The 20,443-nt window shown below is 46.3% G+C and carries 15 protein-coding genes; 3 read left to right on the top strand and 12 right to left on the bottom strand.

Annotation, left to right across the window (positions count from 1 at the left end; translation table 11 throughout):
• Window positions 1-24 precede the first annotated feature (24 nt).
• The 5 genes from CL55_RS02985 to CL55_RS02965 all read right to left on the bottom strand — a co-directional run bounded on the left by CL55_RS02985 (window position 25) and on the right by CL55_RS02965 (window position 6,219).
• Complete coding sequence (locus tag CL55_RS02985; RefSeq protein ID WP_046329798.1) at window positions 25-1,524, bottom strand: tripartite tricarboxylate transporter permease; 1,500 nt, start codon at window positions 1,522-1,524, stop codon at window positions 25-27.
• Window positions 1,525-1,568: 44 nt separating this feature from the next.
• On the bottom strand, window positions 1,569-2,096 hold the full coding sequence (locus CL55_RS02980; protein ID WP_046329797.1) for a tripartite tricarboxylate transporter TctB family protein: 528 nt from the start codon (window positions 2,094-2,096) through the stop codon (window positions 1,569-1,571).
• 121 nt (window positions 2,097-2,217) lie between these two features.
• Window positions 2,218-3,216, bottom strand: a complete 999-nt coding sequence (locus CL55_RS02975) for a Bug family tripartite tricarboxylate transporter substrate binding protein (RefSeq protein WP_205621330.1) — start codon at window positions 3,214-3,216, stop codon at window positions 2,218-2,220.
• A gap of 187 nt (window positions 3,217-3,403) precedes the next feature.
• Entirely contained in the window at window positions 3,404-3,880 is a 477-nt protein-coding gene (locus CL55_RS02970) for a cyanophycin metabolism-associated DUF1854 family protein (protein WP_046329795.1), read from the bottom strand.
• Window positions 3,877-6,219, bottom strand: coding sequence for a cyanophycin metabolism-associated ABC transporter (locus CL55_RS02965; RefSeq protein ID WP_052728740.1), 2,343 nt, complete (start codon window positions 6,217-6,219; stop codon window positions 3,877-3,879). The genes CL55_RS02970 and CL55_RS02965 overlap by 4 nt, the downstream gene beginning before the upstream one ends.
• Before the next feature lie 210 nt (window positions 6,220-6,429).
• Here CL55_RS02965 and CL55_RS02960 point away from each other — a divergent pair, with 210 nt between their 5' ends.
• Together CL55_RS02960 and cphA are read left to right on the top strand one after the other, a co-directional pair.
• Window positions 6,430-8,622: a cyanophycin synthetase gene (locus tag CL55_RS02960; RefSeq protein WP_046329794.1), complete on the top strand. Its 2,193-nt coding sequence runs from the start codon at window positions 6,430-6,432 to the stop codon at window positions 8,620-8,622.
• On the top strand, window positions 8,623-11,193 hold the full coding sequence (gene cphA / locus CL55_RS02955) for a cyanophycin synthetase (RefSeq protein WP_046329793.1): 2,571 nt from the start codon (window positions 8,623-8,625) through the stop codon (window positions 11,191-11,193). It begins immediately after the preceding gene.
• Window positions 11,194-11,292: 99 nt separating this feature from the next.
• On the opposite strand, the gene CL55_RS02950 is transcribed toward cphA, so the two are convergent.
• The 6 genes from CL55_RS02950 to CL55_RS02925 all read right to left on the bottom strand — a co-directional run bounded on the left by CL55_RS02950 (window position 11,293) and on the right by CL55_RS02925 (window position 19,168).
• Window positions 11,293-12,303, bottom strand: coding sequence for a class 1 fructose-bisphosphatase (locus CL55_RS02950; protein WP_046329792.1), 1,011 nt, complete (start codon window positions 12,301-12,303; stop codon window positions 11,293-11,295).
• A gap of 63 nt (window positions 12,304-12,366) precedes the next feature.
• A complete protein-coding gene (gene pepN / locus CL55_RS02945) occupies window positions 12,367-14,976 on the bottom strand; it encodes an aminopeptidase N (protein ID WP_046329791.1) in 2,610 nt (869 codons plus the stop codon).
• A 33-nt stretch (window positions 14,977-15,009) separates the two neighbouring features.
• A complete protein-coding gene (locus CL55_RS02940) occupies window positions 15,010-15,585 on the bottom strand; it encodes a TMEM165/GDT1 family protein (RefSeq protein ID WP_046329790.1) in 576 nt (191 codons plus the stop codon).
• A gap of 73 nt (window positions 15,586-15,658) precedes the next feature.
• Complete coding sequence (ald, locus tag CL55_RS02935; RefSeq protein WP_046329789.1) at window positions 15,659-16,777, bottom strand: alanine dehydrogenase; 1,119 nt, start codon at window positions 16,775-16,777, stop codon at window positions 15,659-15,661.
• Window positions 16,778-16,787: 10 nt separating this feature from the next.
• The gene (locus CL55_RS02930; protein ID WP_269464921.1) at window positions 16,788-18,113 is read right to left on the bottom strand and encodes an amino acid permease; all 1,326 of its coding nucleotides are present in this window, start codon (window positions 18,111-18,113) and stop codon (window positions 16,788-16,790) included.
• A 305-nt stretch (window positions 18,114-18,418) separates the two neighbouring features.
• Window positions 18,419-19,168 (bottom strand): tRNA threonylcarbamoyladenosine dehydratase, encoded by a 750-nt coding sequence (locus CL55_RS02925; RefSeq protein WP_046329788.1) that lies wholly within the window; start codon window positions 19,166-19,168, stop codon window positions 18,419-18,421.
• 22 nt (window positions 19,169-19,190) lie between these two features.
• Here CL55_RS02925 and pdxH point away from each other — a divergent pair, with 22 nt between their 5' ends.
• Window positions 19,191-19,826, top strand: a complete 636-nt coding sequence (gene pdxH / locus CL55_RS02920) for a pyridoxamine 5'-phosphate oxidase (RefSeq protein WP_046329787.1) — start codon at window positions 19,191-19,193, stop codon at window positions 19,824-19,826.
• Between the two features lie 29 nt (window positions 19,827-19,855).
• Here the strand turns inward: pdxH and msrA are convergent, their stop codons facing one another.
• On the bottom strand, window positions 19,856-20,428 hold the full coding sequence (gene msrA, locus CL55_RS02915) for a peptide-methionine (S)-S-oxide reductase MsrA (RefSeq protein WP_046329786.1): 573 nt from the start codon (window positions 20,426-20,428) through the stop codon (window positions 19,856-19,858).
• Window positions 20,429-20,443: the final 15 nt, after the last annotated feature.

Here is a 20,443-nt window from a genome sequence, read left to right as displayed (position 1 = left end):
GAGCTGTATTTTTACTTCTACAGCTTACGCTGCAGCTGCTTTTTTCTTGCCTGTGAGCTTGCCAATTAATGGCCAGAACAACAATACCAAGGCTAGAGTTGTAATACCAGCTACCAAGTAGTTTGAGAAGAACACGTCAACACTACCTTGAGAAATCAACATGGACTGACGGAATGAATCTTCCGCACGGTCGCCCAATACCAAGGCTAAGACCATTGGCGCCATTGGGTAGTCGAGTTTCTTAAAGATGTAGCCGAGCAAGCCAAAGCCCATCATCAACCAAACGTCGAAAGTTGCATTGTGAACGGTGTAAGCACCAACCGCACAAATCACAATAATGACTGGAGCAATGATTGAGAATGGAATTCTCAAGATCGAGGCAAACAATGGAACGCAAGTTAATACAACAAACAAGCCTGCCAAGTTACCCAAATACATACTAGCAATTAAGCCCCAAACGAAATCTGGCTTCTCAACGAAGAGCAATGGTCCTGGTTGTAAGCCCCAGATCAACAAGCCACCGAGCAATACAGCCGCTGTTGGTGAGCCTGGGATACCTAGTGAGAGCATTGGTAGTAAAGCAGCAGTACCAGCAGCATGGGCTGCTGTTTCTGGAGCAACAATACCTTCCATCTCGCCCTTACCAAAGTTCTCGCCCTTCTTGGACACGCGCTTAGCAACGCCGTAGGCCATGAAAGAAGCTGGAGTTGCACCACCTGGGGTGATACCCATCCAGCAACCAATCAAGCAGCTGCGCAGTGTTGTAGCCCAATACTTTGGCAACTTCGCCCAAGTCTCAAGAACCACTTGACGACGAATCTTTGCAGCAGCACCCTTAAACTCGAGGCCTTCTTCCATCGACAACAGAATCTCGCCGATACCAAACAAACCAATAACAGCAATTAAGAAGTCAAAACCACGCATCAACTCGTGACTACCGAATGTCAAACGCAATTGACCTGTCACTGTATCCATACCAACTGAGGCTAGAGCAAAGCCCAACATCATGGCGGAGATCGTCTTAAATGGTGATCCCTTATTCATACCCACGAAACTACAGAAGGTAAGCAAGTACACCGAGAAGAATTCTGGCGGACCAAATTGCAGGGCAAACTTTGCGACCAAAGGCGCCAAGAAGGTGATCATCACAATCGCAAAGAACGCACCAACAAATGAAGATGTGAACGCTGCTGTTAAGGCTTCGCCAGCTTTACCTTCACGGGCCATTGGATAACCATCAAAGGTAGTCGCAACAGACCAAGGCTCACCAGGAATGTTAAACAGAATAGATGTAATCGCACCGCCAAATAACGCGCCCCAGTAAATGCAGGAGAGCATGATGATTGCTGAAGTTGGCGGCATTGTGAAGGTCAATGGCAACAGAATCGCAATTCCGTTAGCGCCACCTAAACCTGGCAATACGCCAATAATCACGCCGAGTGTCACACCAACGATCATTAACAGTAAGTTAAAGGGTGTCATTGCAACGGCAAAGCCGCTGAATAGAGCGTTAATTTCTTCCAACTTGAACTCCTTCTTTTCTAATCTTTTTTAATAGTTATTCTTTTTTACTGCACGCCAATGAACTCAAGCGGATTAATCCAGGAGCCGTGTGGCAATGGAACTTGGAACCAGTACTCAAACATGAGGTACAAGGCCACACTCACACCTACAGAAACTGCTGCTGCTTTCCATAGTGGGTATTTACCAAGCCAGACCATGAATACGGCAATGTAAATTACAGAAGAAACATAAATACCGATCAGCTGAACACCGAGCACAAAGACAATAGCCGGCAACATCACGGCCATCACCTGCTTGAACGATTCTTTATCAACAAATGTTTCTGTCTCTTTTTTCTTATCAACCACTACGGCTTGATAGAGCGTCACTGAGCTAGAGAGCAGAATAATTAAGCTAATGTAGAAAGGGAAATAGCCTGCCTCAGGACCGTCGCTACCCCAACTGGCGCCTAACTTAATGCTTCCTATCATGACCACTAGACCTACGGCAATGAATAAGAGCGCAGTGAAGATATCCATCATCCTGACACTGATCATGGATTCTTGATTTGTATTATTTGTATGTTCAGACATGTGCTTCGTTCGCTAATAAATGGTTAATTAATACTGCTTTGCGTTTAATACTCAGTGCTACTACGTTTTACATTTAAAAAATAGGGCCTCCTCGCAGAGGCCCCATCTCATATCTAAAAAATTACTTAGCTAAGAAACCTGCTTCAGTCATTAACTGCTTATGGAGCACTTCATTCAATGTCAACCAGTTAGTAAATTCTTTACCGGTCATGAATGTTTGGTTAAATGCGCCATCAGCCATGAACTTCTTCCACTCAGGTGTCTGTAGTACTTTCTTGAACACATTGATGTAGTAGTCAATCTGCTCTTGAGTAACGCCTGGAGCCATGAAAATACCGCGCAACATCACGTAGTCAGTAGTAACGCCAGCCTCTTTACAGGTTGGAACGTCATACCATGATTGCGTAGCAGTAATCTTCTCTTTGTAAGGCATACGAGTGTCATCAAATACGCACAAGGCACGTAATTTGTTAGCACGCCATTGAGCGACTGCTTCGATTGGGTTATTCACAGTAGAGTCAACGTGATTACCTACGAGCTGCACAGCAACGTCGCCACCCCCTTTAAATGGGATGTAAGTGAACTTAGCACCAGTAGCTTTCTCAAGGGCAACAGTAATGATTTGATCTTCCTGCTTAGAGCCAGTACCACCCATTTTGAATTTACCTGGGCCAGCTGCTTTAGCGGCGTCGATATATTCTTTGGCTGTTTTGTATGGCTTGTCTACGTTGTTCCACAGCACAAACTGATCTAATGCCAACATGGCTACTGGAGTGATGTCTTTCCAGTTAAATGGGACGCCAGTTGCCAATGGAGTTGTGAACAAATTTGAGAGAGTAATCACAATCTTGTTTGGATCGCCCTTAGCTTCTTTCATTGCCAGGAAACCTTCAGCACCAGCACCAGCAGATTTATTTACTGGAATAACAGCCTGCTTCATCAGATTATTCTTTGTGATGATTCCTTGGATCATACGAGCCATTTGGTCAGCACCACCGCCAGGACCGGCAGGAATGATGAACTCAACTGGCTTAGTAGGTTCCCAAGCAGCGAAAGCAGGTGAAACAGCAGCAGCACCGAGGGCTAATGCGGTAGAAATCAATGCCCCTTTTAACTTCATCTTCATGAACGCTCCTCCAAAAAAATTTGAATACCAATATTACTTTGGCTTTTATTTGTTATGTGAGGATTTTTATCCAAGCTGAGGCGTGAACACTTGATAAAAGTCAACAATTATCAAATGGGTAGTTAGGGCAAACACTAACTCCTAAGTAAAAACCCTAGCAAGACCTTTGCAGGATATTTGCTTAGCGGAATCGATCCAAAAGCTTCTTGCTGACTTTATCCAGTTGAGTGGAATCTTTAATCAAAAATTGCAGGCCATTGGAATCTGCAATCAGAAGCGTATTACCTGCAATGCGACGAATATCTTCCTCACCCTTGAGGCGAATTCTGGTGGGGCCGCGATCGGTTTCGATATCCCAAATGCTCGGGGTGGCAAAAGTGGATACCTCGGTGATTTTTTCAATCACCGGCATGAACTCGCGGGCAGCTAACCCTTCCTCAAGGAGGGCTAACTCGCCTTCAGGAATGGTAGTGATGCCATCAAACCAACATAACTCTTTGCCCGACTGATCCATGATTGAGATGCCAGCGCCTGGTGCGGTAATCGGGAATGCTCTTACCGGATAGACACCAACATGACGAGTACCGACTGCATCAATCAGCACTAGTCGACCAAGGGCATCACGCTCAAGCTGATGTGGCTTTGGATACTGACTCATACCCCACCCCCAGTTTCTTTAGCAATGACTTGGAGACTTTCTTGTTTGAGCTCACTCTCATCAATACTTTCACCAATAGCGCCACCCTCAACCAACTCAGCAGCATGACGCAACTGAGCTTGGTATAGGGCGTAATAAGCACCCTGCGCATCCATTAACTCATCATGCGAACCAATCTCCACGATCTCACCTTTATCGAGCACGACCAAGCGATCTGCTTTTCTTAAAGTAGAGAGACGATGGGCAATCGCAATCGTAGTGCGGCCCTTCACCAAATTATCTAAAGCGCGCTGAATTTCTTTTTCGGTGGTGGTATCCACAGATGAGGTGGCTTCATCCAAAATTAGAATACTTGGATTAATCAACAGCGCACGTGCAATGGAAATACGTTGACGCTCTCCACCCGAAAGAGATTGGCCGCGCTCACCTACTAAAGAGTCATAACCGAGTGGTAAGCGCAGAATAAATTCATGCGCATGTGCTGCGCGGGCTGCTTCAATAATTTCTTCACGAGTGGCGTCCGGTTTTCCGTAAGCAATATTTTCTGCAATCGTGCCAAAGAATAGAAATGGCTCTTGTAAAACCAAACCAATACGTTTGCGATAGTCGGCAATCCTGATGCTACGGATATCACGCCCGTCCAAGGCAATCGAACCAGCACTGACGTCATAGAAGCGGCAAATCAAGTTCACCAAAGTGCTCTTACCAGAGCCACTATGGCCTACTAAACCAATCATTTCTCCAGGGGCAATATCCAGATCAATCCCTTTAGAAACAGCACGGTTGCCATAGCGGAAACCCACACTTCGTAAGGAGATATGGCCTTTCACTGCACCCAAAGGTGCTGGATTAATTGGCTCAGGAACACTCGAAACATGGTCCAAGATATCAAAAATACGCTTAGCTCCAGCCGCAGCTTTTTGCGTATGCGAAACGATGCGACTCATTGAATCGAGTCGAATGTAAAAACGTCCGATGTAAGCAAGGAATGCAATCAATACACCAACGGTGACCTTTTGATGCGCAACCTGCCAAATACCAAAACCCCACACTACCAAAAGACCAGTTTCTGTTAACAGCGTCACCGTTGGGGAAAACAATCCCCATACGCGGTTGACGCGATCATTGATTTGCAAATTGTGTTTATTGGAATCAACAAAACGTTTGAGCTCACGATCTTCTTGAGCAAACGCTTTGACTACCCGGATCCCTGGAATCGTATCAGCCAAGATATTAGTTACTTCAGACCAAACGCGATCAATCTTCTCAAAACCAAATCGCAGCTTATCGCGCACCACATGAATCATCCATACGATAAATGGCAATGGCGCCAAAGTGACTAAGGCTAGCAAAGGATCAATTGATACCAAAATTGCTGCCGTCATCGTAATCATGATGACATCGGTTGCAAAATCCAAAGCATATAAAGATAAGAATACGCAGATACGATCTGTCTCAGCACCAATACGTGCAATCAAGTCGCCAGTTCTTTTGCCACCAAAATACTCTAAAGATAATTTGAGCAAATGCTCAAAAGTTGTGTTCCGCAGATCTGCGCCGATGCGCTCACTCACCAATGCGAGTAAATAGGTTTTCCACCAACCGAGGCCCCATGCAACAACTGCTGCAGCGAAGAGGGCAAGCAGATATTTAGTTGCTAAATCAAAATCAATCGGATTACCTTTTTCATATGGAATCAACACATGGTCCATCAAGGGCATCGTCAAATAAGGCGGAATCAGTGTGGCACCGGTTGACAGTAAAGTCAGAACAAAACCCAGTAAGAGCTCTTTTTTATACGGGCGCGCAAAGCGCCACAACTTAAATAAAGTCCAAGTCGATGGAGGGGCATCCTCCTCTGGATCGCACGTTGGGCAAGCGTCTGAGTTAGCAGGCTTTGGGCTTAAACACACCGGACAAACCTGCTTATCGTATACAGAAGACTCGGGCTCGTTACCAAGCTGGTCACCCCGGATTAACTGCCTAAAACTGCTCTGCAGGCGCAATACTTGGGGATTAACAGCCAAAGTAAAGTACCAAAGCCGCAGCAGGCTAGCCTCAGACTCCAGCTTGAGATGCCCTACTCCAGCGTAATCGCCATGCAAAAGATGGGCTCCAGGGCTAATCGGCCAGAATTCCGAGCGAATACCGTCACTCCAAAATAGACCTGTAGGAATCAAGCAAAGCAGGCTTCTCTCAAAGCGCATTTCACCATCGAGATCAAGCTCAACCCATGCCAGTATGGAGTTGAGATCTTTTACTGGGGATTGAGAAGCTTCTAAAACACTAGCCCAATGACCTGGCAAAGTGTGGGCGGATGGGGAAATTTCAGGCTTCATTAATCCTAAAAGTATAGTGGAGCTAGGTTTTTTAGATTTAGTAATACTGTCAACCTTAGTGGGTAGAAAGCCGTTAAATTGACAAAGTAGGCTTTTTTAAGCATTTTTGCTAATTTTGTGGATTTTGAATAATTACTAGAACTAGAGAGACAGTCTGAGACATCTCCGCCCTCATTTTCCATGTTGGCGCCGTGATCCCCCACTCCACATATGCCCCAATTACTAGATAAAACCATTGAAATCCTGAGCCATAGACATCTTCGTGGCCCCAATATGTGGAGCTATAACCCAGCGCTTGAGGTATTGATTGATATAGGCGACTTGGAAGATTACCCATCTGACCTCATTCCCGGTTTTTACGATCGCCTTAGTAAGTGCCTTCCCAGTCTGCATGATCATCGCTGCAGCTACGGAGAGCCAGGCGGGTTTTTAAAGCGCGTTGAAGAAGGTACTTGGCCTGGACATATCCTAGAACACCTCACCATTGAGCTGCAAAACTTAGCTGGCATTGCGGGTGGCTTTGGCAGAGCTCGGGACGGTGGCCGTCGAGGCGTATATAAAGTCATTGTGAGCGCTACTGAAGAGGCCGTAACATTGCAGGCCTTTCAGTTTGCACGCGATCTTCTCCTCACCTTAATTAAAGATAATGGAGATGCTATTGCGCAAAGAGAACAGATTATTGAAGACCTTCGCGATTTAAGTGATGACCTCTGTCTTGGTCCCAGTACAGCCTGCATCGTCAACGCTGCAACCGCACGAGAAATTCCTTACATCAGGCTATCAAGCGGTAATTTAGTACAACTTGGATACGGTTCTAAGCAAAGACGTATTTGGACAGCAGAAACTGATCAAACCAGTGCCATCGCAGAAACTATCTCGCGTGATAAAGACCTTACTAAGAGCTTACTTGCTAGTGCTGGCGTCCCTACTCCAGAGGGTAGAACTGTTACTAGTCCGGATGACGCCTGGGAAGCGGCGCAAGATATTGGCCTGCCAGTAGTTGTAAAGCCAATTGATGGCAATCATGGTCGTGGTGTATTTATCAACCTCTATACCCAGCAAGAAATTGAAGCGGCATATGCTGTTGCTATTAACGAAGGTAGTGAAGTTTTAGTAGAGCGACACATCATTGGTGACGAACATCGCTTATTGGTAGTAGGCAATAAAGTAGTTGCAGCCGCCAAAGGTGAAACCGTTTGGATTACGGGGGATGGCAAACATACCGTTCTTGAACTCATTCAGATTCAAATTAATTCTGACCCACGTCGGGGTACCACCGAAGAGTGCCCCCTCAATCCAGTACGTATCGATTCTGCGGTTGAGTTAGAGCTTGCACGCCAGAAACTCACTGGTGACAGCATTCCCAGTGTTGATCAAAAGGTACTCATTCAAAGTAACGGTAACGTAGCATTTGATGTAACTGATCTAGTTCACCCTGAAGTAGCTCATCAAGTTGCTTTGGCTGCACGCGTAGTAGGATTAGAAATTGCTGGTATTGACCTTGTGGCCCAAGATATCAGTAAACCACTTGAGTCACAGAATGCTGCCATCGTCGAGGTCAATGCAGGTCCTGGCTTATTAATGCACCTAAAACCTGCCAGTGGCAAACCTCAACCTGTAGGCGAAGAAATTGCAAATCATTTATTCCCGCCAGGTTACGATTTTAGGATTCCTATTGTTGGCATTAGTGGCAATTCTGGAAGAACCATCGTCGCTGAAATGGTTGCCCATTTTATTAGACTGACTAACGCGCATGTTGGCCTCTCTACCAGTAATGGCCTGTATTTCGGTAGTCGCACCATTAAGCAAACCTCCTCTTCTCATTGGGACAATGCGCGACGCACACTACAAAATAGGGCCATCGAAGTCGCTGTAATTGAAAATGACAATGCCTCTCTTTTGCTAGAAGGTCTCGCATACGACCAATGTCAAGTTGGCATCGTTCTCAACATTGATCCGCTTAAGCTCTTTCCAGAACACTACATCAGCGAAGAAGATCAATTATTTAACGTGGTTCGAACTCAGGTTGATGTCGTGTTGCCGACAGGCACTAGCGTGTTAAATGCAGATGACTCCATGATTGTGAAAATGGCCGAACTCAGCAAGGGTGAAGTGATGTACTTCTCTCAAGACCCAGCCTCCCCTGTAATAACTGCTCACCAAGAAAAAGATGGCCGCTCAATCATTGTGGGCCTATCTTTCATTACCCTCAAACAGGGTAAGCTAGATAAATTAGTTATCCCCATCCCCCCAACTGTGAGAGATGCATCTCTTGATTGGGTCTCCAACTTAAGTCTTGCAGCTGCCATTGGAGCTGCTTGGGCTTTAGATATTCCGTTCAACGTTATCGAAGCTGGTGTTGAAACATTTGTTTCCAGCTCCAATATTCCAGCAGGGGCTTAATTGGAAATCACCCGTATTCGCATATTGCGTGGCCCGAATTTATGGAGCCGCCATACTTCTTTAGAAGCAATTGTTTCTTGTGACGAATCAGAGCGCTCAATCGACTTAATTCCCCAATTTGAAATCAAGATTCGCGAACGCTTTCCCCAGTTAGGTAGTATGCGCCGAGGTGGACACAATGAAGCTCTCTCCCTAGCCCATGCCTTGGAGCATGCTGCATTAGGCCTTCAGTCTCAGGCTGGCTGTCCAGTCACCTTTAGCCGCACAGTACAAACTGTTGATGCGGGCGTCTATCAAGTCGTAGTGGAATACACAGAAGAAGTCGTTGGTCGCATGGCTTTTGACTTTGCATTTGGACTAATCCAGGCAACTCTTAATGATGTACCGTTTGATTTAGCAGCTGCCCTCTCAGAATTAGAGGCTTTGTATGAGGATGTACGCCTAGGCCCGAGCACTGGATCCATTGTTGACGCTGCAGTACAAAGAAATATCCCTTATCGCCGTATGACTGAGGGCAGCATGGTGCAGTTTGGTTGGGGTAGCAAACAAAAACGTATTCAAGCCGCCGAGACCAGCGATACAAGCGCAATTGCAGAAGCCATTGCACAAGACAAAGAGCTCACTAAAAATCTCTTAGCAGCCGCTGGCGTATCAGTTCCAATTGGCGAGGTAGTCACCACTGCTGATGATGCATGGCGCGCGGCACAGAAAATTGGCGGCCCCATAGTGCTTAAACCTAAAGATGGTAATCAAGGTAAAGGTGTTGTTGCGAACATTCAAACAGAGGAAGAGATACGTGCTGGCTTTGTTGTGACGCAAGCCTTTGGTCGAGAAACTATTGTGGAGCGCTATTTACCCGGCGCAGACTACCGTTTATTAGTAGTCGGCAATCGCCTATCTGCTGCGGCACGTCGCGAACCCGCTCAAGTGATTGGCGATGACAAGCATACCGTTGCTGAACTAGTTGAGCTGGAAAATAAAAATCCATTACGTGGTGACGGTCATGCAACAGCATTAACAAAGATTCGGTTTGACGATATTGCTCTTGCGCATTTAGCCAGCAATAATCTGAGCCCCAAATACATTCCCAAAACTGGGGAACGCGTTTTGCTGCGTAACAATGCCAACCTGAGTACTGGTGGCACAGCAACTGATGTTACAGATGATGTCCATCCTGATGTTGCAGCCAGCGCTATCGCTGCTGCGCAAATGATTGGCTTGGACATCGCAGGTGTTGATATTTTGTGCGAAGCAATTTACAAGCCTTTAGAAGCTCAAGGCGGTGGAATTGTTGAGGTCAATGCCGCACCAGGCCTACGTATGCATCTCAAGCCTTCCTATGGCAAGAGCCGTCCTGTAGGCGAAGACATCATTAATACGATGTACCCTCTTGGCGAGGATGGCAGAATTCCAGTTGTTGCAGTGACTGGAACCAACGGTAAAACAACTACCGTACGCCTGATTTCTCATCTACTTAATGAGACTGGCCTACGTGTTGGCATGACAACCACTGATGGCGTGTATATCAACCATCGACTGATTGATTCTGGAGACTGCAGTGGGCCCAAGAGTGCTCGTAACGTCCTCATGCATCCCGACGTAGATGCCGCTGTTTTAGAAACAGCTCGCGGCGGAATGCTGCGTGAAGGCTTGGGTTTTGACCGCTGTGAAGTTGCTGTTGTTACCAATATTGGCGAAGGAGATCATCTCGGTCTTAACTACATCACCAGTGTTGAAGACTTAGCGATTCTGAAACGGGTAGTTGTTCAAAATGTGGCGCCGTCTGGCGCCGCAGTTCTCAATGCTACGGATCCTATAGTAGTGAAGATGGGGGATGTTTGCACTGGTCGAGTGATTTTCTTTGCGCAAAATCAACATCACCCCGTGATTGCGGCACATCGAGCTAAAAACAAAAAAGTGATTTACTTTGATGGGGCCTTTATCGTCTGCTCCAAAGGATCACGCGTTCTCTTTCGCTTCCCGGTTAGCGAAATTCCGTTGACCCAGAATGGCGTTTTAGGCTTCCAAATTGAAAACGCCATGGCTTCTATTGGAGCGGCTTGGGCATTAGGCTTGGATGCTGAAAAGATTGCGCGTGGCCTCCACTCGTTTGAGAGCTCTGCAAATGCTGTGCCAGGTCGCTTTAATCAATTCCAGCATAAAGGTGCCACTGTCATTGCTGACTATGGCCACAATCCAGATGCTATGCGCGCTTTAGCTAGCGCAATTGAGGCCATGAAACCCAAGAAGAGTCACGTTGTTATTAGCGGTGCCGGCGATCGTCGTGATGAAGATATTCGCGATCTAACTCGTATTCTTGGCAATAGCTTTGACAATGTCATTCTGTATCAAGATCAGTGTCAGCGTGGCCGCGAAGATGGTGAAGTGCTCAAGCTTCTTCAAGAAGGTTTAGTAGGCACCAAGAAAGCCAAGCAAGTTAAAGAGATTACTGGTGAATTTCTTGCTATTGATACGGCTCTGAATGATTTGTCTGCCGGCGATATCTGCTTGATACTCATTGACCAAGTCGAAGAATCGCTAGCCTACCTTAAAGAGCAGGTTCGGCCATAATCGTTTAATTCATTTTTTAGGCAACGGCCTGAAGTAAAAACGCCAATCAGTGAGTTGGCGTTTTTGTTTGATCTTACTAGCTCAGGAAGAGGCAAACACCTACACCTGCGAATGGTAATGCTGTAAGCGCTCAATCTCTTCTTTAGACCCCAGCATGACAGAGACACGCTCATGTAATTCTGTAGGAATCATGTCCATAATTAATTGGTCACCATTAGTTGATGCGCCACCAGCCTGCTCTACTAAAAAGCTCATGGGATTAGCTTCATACATCAGGCGTAACTTGCCTGGCTTATGGGGTTCACGTTGGTCCCATGGATACATAAAGATACCGCCACGCGATAAGACGCGGTGAACATCGGCAACCATGGACGCAATCCAGCGCATGTTGAAATCTTTATCACGTTCGCCACTGACACCTGCTAAGCACTCATCTACATAGCGGCGCACAGGCTCGGCCCAGTGACGCATATTCGACATATTGATGGCAAACTCTTCCGTTGAGTGCGCAATCTCAACTGCATGCTTAATTAAGATGAATTCACCAGTCACCTTATTGAGCGTAAACATCACTACGCCATCGCCCAGCGTTAATGCCATGGTAGTTTGCGGACCATAGACAACATAACCTGCGGCCACTTGATGACGGCCTGATAATAAGAAATCTGAAGTTTGTAATGAGGCTGCAGGATCCTGCTTCTTGAGTACAGAGAAAATCGTACCGATAGATACATTCACATCGATATTTGACGAACCATCCAATGGATCAAACAATAGCAAGTAGTCGCCAGTGCCCTGAACTGGGAGTGGTAATTCCATTTCTTCGGAAGCCAGACCGGCCAGGGATTTACATCCCTGTACACCATCAATTAGTAAGTCATTGGCAATCACATCCAGTTTTTGCTGAACTTCACCCTGGACATTACCAGTGCCAGCAGAGCCTAGTAAACCAATTAAAGCGCCTTGTGCGACCTCATGACTCAGGGTTGAACAAGTATGTGCAACTGCTAATAACAGTTCTTGTAAGCCAGCGGGTATGCCAGCACCCTTCACCTTAGCGGATATCAGGTATTGCTTGAAATTAGTATTAAAGGTGCTTGAAGCGCTCAAAAGAAATTTCTCCGAAATGGGGTTGGTTCTGCGATGGCTCTATTTTGCCCTGTTCTGAATCGATTAATTACCCAAAGCCTTTGAAACCACCTCTTTCACATCTGGAGAGAGGGTTTCGCAAGCCGCAACCTGCTTTAGGGCTGCCAGCATATGGTCTTGATAAGGCTTGGCAAATTGACGCCAGCGATCTAATCCCCTAGCTAAACGAGCGGCAACCTGAGGATTGATGAGGTTTAAGGCCAAAACGGATTCAGCCCAAAATGCATAACCACTGCCATCTGCCTGATGAAAGCTAGCGGGATTATTCATACAAAAAGCATGAATGACGCTGCGAACTCGGTTGGGGTTATTCATCTTGAAGGCTTCGTGCTCACGCAAGCGCTTGACTTCATTCAATGTCGATTCAGCATTTTCGACTGGGGGTCTGCTTGATTGCAATGCAAACCATTTATCAATGACTAAAGCATCGTCAGCAAACCGGGAATAAAAATCCTCCAAACAAGCAGTCGCTGATTTTGATCCATGAATGGCTAAGCCAGCTAAAGCAGCATATCGATCAGTCATGTTGTCAGCATTCTGATACTGATTGACTGCCATTGGCGCCCAGATCAAAGGGTCCGCTTCAAGCAACATACTTAACGCCAGATTCTTTAAGCCGCGCTTACCAGCGCTTGCTGCATCTGGATTAAATGGTCCTGGCGTTTGCATCTGCTGATAGAGCGCTGCCCACTCGATGCGTAACTCACTAGCTAGAGCATGACGGAAAGCACGACGCGCATGATAAATTTGTTGTGGATCAACGCTCGCACACTGCTCATATAGATAAGTCTCGGCAGGAAGGGTCAGCGCCAGCTCTTTGAACGCGGGATCTAAGTTCGAATCAGTCAACAAAGTGCGATAAGCCTCAATCAGCGCTTTATCAGGCAAACGATTACCCAGAATCATTTGCATTGCCAGTTTCTGACCAGCCTCCCAACGATTGAAGGCGTCATCATCACTCGAGAACATGGTGAGTAGGTCGGCCTCACTTTGATCAAAATCTAAATTAATCGGGGCTGAGAAATTGCGATTAATCGATAACACTGGACGGCTCATCACCTGATCAAAAGTCCAGGCTTGCTGACCTTGTGTTAACTCCAACAAAGTTTCAAGCTGGTCATTTTCAGATGTTAGTAAACGCATCTTCAGTGGAATATGAAAAAGCTTACTATCTTTGTGCGCTGTATTTGCTGAGGGGCTTTGCGTCAAAGTCACTTGATATTGCTTTTTATCCGCATCATAGAGTTCCTCCACCTTGACCTGAGGAGTACCGGCCTGGCTGTACCAGTTTTTAAACTGGGAAAGATCGCGGCCATTGGCATCAGCCATGGCAGCCAAGAAATCATCGCAGGTAACTGCTTGACCATCATGACGCTGGAAGTACAAATCCATGCCTTTACGGAAACCCTCAACACCCAATAGAGTTTGATACATCCGCACTACTTCTGCACCCTTTTCATATACAGTGACGGTGTAGAAATTATTGATCTCTTGGTATTCGTCTGGACGAATTGGATGTGCCATTGGCCCCGCATCTTCTGGAAACTGTAGTTGACGCAATAAGCGCACATCTTCAATGCGCTTTACCGCTCTACCAGACTCAGTCCCCATCTGATCTGCAGAGAACTCTTGATCTCGAAATACAGTTAAACCTTCTTTTAATGAAAGCTGAAACCAATCCCTACAGGTAACTCGATTGCCGGTCCAGTTATGAAAGTACTCATGAGCTACGACGCTTTCTATGTTGGCAAAGTCGGCATCGGTTGCAGTCTCTGCTTGAGCGAGGACATACTTAGTATTAAATATATTCAGGCCCTTATTTTCCATCGCACCCATATTGAAATCACCAACTGCCACAATCATGAAGCGCTCCAGATCTAACTCCAGGCCATAGCGTTTCTCATCCCAACGAATTGAGGCAATTAAAGAATCCATTGCGTGACGGGTCTTTTTCAAGTCATGTGGTTCAACCCAAATCTGTAATAACTTTTTTGCACCGCTGCCTGTAGTGATGGTTTCTTCTATGCATTCCAGTTTTCCGGCAACCAAGGCAAACAAATAAGATGGTTTTGGAAACGGATCTTCCCAAACAGCGCTGTGCCAACCATTCGGTAATTTTTCAGCACTAATGAGGTTGCCGTTCGATAACAACACTGGGCATTCTGACTCACGAGCACGAAGAGTCACGCGATAACGCGCCATCACATCAGGTCTATCGAGGAAGTATGTAATCTTTCTGAACCCCTCAGCTTCGCACTGGGTAAAGAAATTCCCGTTGGAAACATATAAGCCCATGAGCGAGGTATTTTTCTCAGGTACACATACGCAGATAATCTCAACAATGAAAGCTTGCTTACCCTCATTCGGCAAAGCATGGATAGTCAGTGTTTCTGGATTCAGTTCAAACTGGCGATGGGCTTCACCATTAATGCGCAAACTCACGAATTCAAGTTCATAGCCCTGCAGAACTAAAGGTGTACCAGCCTCATGACTAGCGCCAGGCAGAACTTCTAATCGGCTCTTCACTATCGTCCTAGCAGGATCTAAAGCAATGTCTAGATCAACTTGTGAAAAGGTGTAATTGGAAGCGCGGTATTCGAGCCTGCGAAAGCTCTGTGGCAGATCAGTTTTCATAAGGTAATTTTAAGCCCCATGGAAAAATTCGACCTAACCCCAAATAAGAGTAGCAATACCAATGGCGATGAAGGTGACAGCGGCAACCGCATGTACCCACTGAATGGGCATACGATTCGTGAATTTTTGCCCAATCCAAACTGCTGGGGCATTCGCCAGCATCATCCCCAAAGTAGTGCCAACCGTCACAGAAAAGACATCGGAATATTTTGCACCCAAGGCGATCGTAGCGATTTGGGTCTTATCTCCCATCTCAGCTAAGAAAAAGAGTCCGACCGTCAGCATAAATACCTGAAAAGCTCTATCGGCTACTTTTGATCCAGCTGCATCATCAATATGATCAGGCACCAAGAGCCAGAGACCTATTCCCAAAAAGCTTAAGCCCAAAATCCACTTGAGCAGATCTGGACTCATAAAAGTAGTGAGCCAATGCCCCAGTAAAGCCGCACACGCATGATTAGCAATTGTTGCGATGAATATCCCACCAATAATGGCGAGCGCCTGCTTTGGATAACGCGCAGCCAACATCAAAGAGAGTAATTGGGTTTTATCACCCATCTCCGCAAGAGCGACGACGCCGGTAGAAATTACTAATGCAGATAGGTCCATTCTTAGGATAATAGAGGAAAGCTTGGGAGCCTAGACCCCCAAGACACTCCACCATAGGACTGCAATCAAACCATTAGGCAGCCAATAATTCTTCCGCCAATACAAAATCTACTCTTTGCGCTTTAGCAACTGGCTCGGATGTGAGCTGACCTCGGTGCACACTTAAACCATTGCGAAGATGATGATCATGCGAGAACGCCTTCACCATACCCCGATTTGCCAAGGCTTCAATGAAAGGGTAAGTTGCATTCGTCAAAGCAAAGGTAGAAGTTCTTGCGACTGCACCGGGCATATTCGCCACACAGTAGTGCAGCACGCCATCCACGATAAAAGTGGGATCAGTATGCGTAGTGGGTTTGGATGTCTCAAAACAACCACCTTGGTCAATCGCTACGTCTACTACTACTGCACCCGCCTTCATTTTGCGTACCATCTCGCGTGTTACCAGTTTTGGGGCTGCAGCACCAGGTAACAACACGGCACCAATGACCACATCTGCTTCACAAACCTCGAGCTCGACCAAAAGTGGATCAGCATAAAAGGTTCTCACACGATTGCCATAAAGTATGTCAATCTGTCTTAAGCAATCAATATTGCGATCAAAAATATAAACATCTGCACCCATCCCAACTGCCATCTGCAAAGCATTGCGCCCCACAACTCCCGCACCCAATATCACCACTTTTGCAGGTGCTACTCCAGGTACACCCGCCATCAAGATACCTAAACCTCCATTTGTTTTTTCTAGATGCGTAGCGGCTGCTTGTATAGACATTCTGCCCGCAACTTCACTCATCGGGGCTAGAAGTGGTAATGCACCATTAAACGAGGTCACGGTTTCATAAGCAATACAACTTGCGCCTGATGCGAGCAATGCTTTAGTCTGCTGCGGGTCTGGTGCTAGGTGTAAATAGGTAAAGAGAATTTGATCCTCACGCAACATCGCACATTCCTGGGGTTGAGGCTCCTTTACCTTAACTACCATCTCTGCCTTTGCAAAAACTTCAGCAGCGCTATTGATTAATGTAGCACCAGCCAGACGATAGGATTCATCGCTCAAGCCAATTTGCTCACCTGCCCCACGTTGCACTAAGACAGAATGGCCTTGCTTACATAAACCCCTCACATTACCTGGGGTCAAGCCAACACGAAATTCATTATTTTTTACTTCTTGAGGTACGCCAACAATCATTTATGTCTCCTTATTTGAATTCACGACTCAGTTTTGTTTTGCGATGCAAGCCAACGATGTAGAACATGGCGAGATACACACCTAATAAGCACGGACCTAAGACTAAGGCAATCCGTGCATCCTCATGAAAGCCCATCAGCACCACTACTAGGGCAATAAATGCCAATGCGAACCACGAGGAATAGGGCCACCAAGGCGTGCGATATGCCAACTCAGCAACCTGGACTTTTGTCAGTGAGCGACGAAACTGAATTTGCGTGATCAAAATAGCAATCCAAACCATCAAACCGATAAAGGTCACTGCGGCCATGATGTATTGAAATGCTTTATCAGGAACAAAGTAGTTCAGCACTACGCCAGTCATACAAACCGCTACGGTAGCCATCACTGCACGATGTGGAACACCATACTTTGATAACTTCGCAAATGGCGAAGGTGCGTACCCATTGACTGAGAGTGCATAGAGGAGTCGACCACCACTAAAGATGCCGGCATTACAAGATGACAAGGCAGCAGTAATGACTACGAAGTTAATGATTCCAGCCGCTTCGCGTAAACCAATTCGCTCAAACATCACCACAAATGGACTGCCTTGTTGTCCAATCTCATTCCAGGGGAAGATCGCTAAGATGACAAAAATCGCACCCATATAGAAAATGAGGATGCGCCACGCTAATGAGTCGATCGCCATCGGAATAGTTTTGCGTGGATTCTCTGCTTCACCAGCAGATAAACCAATCATCTCAATGCCAACATAGGCAAATAGAACCATCTGCAAAGAGAGTAGCATCCCACTAATGCCATTAGGGAAGAAGCCACCGTGCTGCCATAAGTTAGCAAGGCCAATGGGATTCCAGTCATTAGTAAAGCCAAAGAAAATGACTGAGCCACCCAAGGCAATCATGGCAACAATAGCAACCACTTTGATGAGAGCAAACCAAAATTCAAACTCACCGAATACTTTGACAGCAATGAGGTTAATTAGACCCATCATCAAAATGGAAGATAAAGCCCAGATCCACTGCGGCGTATCAGGAAACCAAATCCCCATATAAATGCCAACCGCGGTAACTTCGGCTATTCCAACGACGATCCAGTAGGTCCAGTAACCCCATCCAACCATGTAGCCAGCAAGAGGTCCTACATAAGTATTGGCATAAGCCGCAAATGATCCTGCGACTGGTTCATGCACTGCCATCTCACCCAAAGTGCGAAGCACGATGAAGGCTACGATACCAGCCAGTAGGTATCCCAACAAAATTGAAGGTCCTGCGATTTGAATCGCACTTGCCGAGCCTAGAAATAATCCAACGCCAATAGTGGACCCCAAAGCCATGAGGCGAATATGCCGCACTTTGAGGTGGCGCTGTAAACCAGTTTGTTCAGTCTGCAAAAGAGACCTCCTTTCGATTTGTCGTTGGTAAATCACCAACGAGGCAAAGTCTAGGGAGGACTGCGCATCTGCACTAGGGGATATAAATGCGCAAAGTATTTAAACAAATAAATTTGATGCGTAATAAATGAGCGTTCTATATTAGAGCAGGCTTAATAGGCTATTAATAAATCTGGGATGACATCAGAATCAGTAATTTCCTACAGGGATTCCCCTTAAGGATTCATAGATGAATTTGAAAGAATGGCTTACTGGGCAGCAATAAGATTCAAAATTTCAGCGGCAGCGGCTAAACCACAAGCTGCCGTGACCATTACGGTAGAGCCATAACCAGAGCAGGCAAGACCACCACTAGCAGCTCCCGCGCGTGGCTCATGAGAATAAATTGCGCGAATACCTATTTTTCTTTTCAAATTTCTAGAAAAGCCATGATCTTGTCTAAGGCCTTGACGCACCTTTGCTAACAAGGCATCTTGCTCAGTTCGCGAAAGATCATCGCAGCGCACAGAAGTAGGATCTGACTTTCCACCGGCTGCACCGCACATCACTAGAGCACGCTCATTTTTGTTTGCCCACACAGCCAAAGCAATCTTGGTTTGCACTGAATCAGTCGCGTCTAAAACAATTGCATTTTCTGGAATCAAGATATCCAGATTTTCTGGCTCCAAAAACGCATCATGGGTAGTCAGCATGATTTCAGGATTAATTTGGCGAATGCGATCAGTCATAGCCTGTACTTTTGCCTTGCCAAACTCACCCTCCAAGGCATGAAGTTGACGATTGGTATTACTTTCGGCAATGTGATCAAAATCGATCAAGACGAGATGTCCGATGGCAGTGCGAGCTAATGCCTCAGCAGCCCATGACCCCACTCCACCTAATCCTGCCACTACCACTGTTGCATGACGAAAACGCTCACGCAGCTCTGGGCCATATAGACGAGCTACACCCCCAAAACGACGATCTCCCAAACTGTCTTCTACCTTGTCTTCTACCATAGACTCTCTTTATACTGAAAAAATGGACTCCATTGCTCAACTCCGCAAAAACTACACCTTCGGTCAGCTTTCAGAGACTGAGGTTTCACCAAATCCACTGAATTTATTTCAAGTTTGGTTTGATCAGGCCGTGAAAGCGGAGTGCCCCGAACCCAACTCCATGACTTTGGCAACTGCAGATTCTGCGGGTAATCCATCAGCCCGTATTGTCTTACTAAAAGGTGCGGATAGCGCTGGTTTCACCTTCTTTACCAATTACGAAAGCCAAAAGGGTAAAGAACTAGCTGCTCGCCCACACGCTGCCTTGTTATTTCATTGGCACGAGCTAGAGCGTCAGGTTCGTATCAAAGGGGTGGTTGAGCGCGTTAGTCCTGCCGAGAGCGATGAATACTTTCACTCCCGACCAGCAGCATCTCGAATTGGCGCCTGGGCTTCACCACAAAGCTCCGAGATTCCCAATCGCGAATTTCTTGAGGAAGCTGAAAAGCGTTTTGCAGCAGACTTTGGAGATAAGCCACCACGCCCAGAGCACTGGGGTGGATACCGCCTACAACCTACTGAGATTGAGTTCTGGCAAGGCCGTCCTTCACGCTTACATGATCGTATTCACTATCAACTTGATGGTGCTCAATGGCGCATTACTCGCTTAGCGCCGTGAAAGATTGAACTACGCTTGACCTAGTTACTCTAGCGAAACTCTGGCGCAATTAGAGATTGAAACTTTGCCCTGAATTTTGCTAACTTAGGAGCAACGACTGCCATACAGTAGCCCTGCCCCGGATGCTGACGAAAATAATTCTGGTGATATTCCTCGGCTGGATAAATAACAGGCGCCATATCAATTTGAGTCACTATTGGATTGGAGTAAATCTTCGCATCCTCTAACTCTTTGACTATTTCATGAGCAGTTGCAGTTTGACTATCGCCGTGAGTAAAAATCACCGAACGGTATTGGATTCCACGGTCATTGCCTTGATAATTTAAGGTAGTTGGATCATGAATCACAAAGAAGATTTCCAATAAATCACGATAGGACACTATCGCCGGATCAAAGTAAATGTCGACGATTTCAGCATGCCCTGTTTGTCCAGAGCAAATAGAGTCATAGTCCGGATTTGGCATTACCCCTCCCGCATACCCGGAGACCACAGCACTTACGCCGGAAATTTGCTGATAAACCGCCTCCAGACACCAGAAACAGCCACCGCCTAAAGTAGCGCGCTCGAGAGTTTGGTGATTTTTGAGAATAGTTTCGTTCATGGCTTTATCCTAATG

Origin of the sequence: Polynucleobacter duraquae (genome assembly GCF_000973625.1) — a bacterium.
Classification (GTDB): domain Bacteria; phylum Pseudomonadota; class Gammaproteobacteria; order Burkholderiales; family Burkholderiaceae; genus Polynucleobacter; species Polynucleobacter duraquae.
This window is presented reverse-complemented; position numbering and strand designations above follow the sequence as displayed.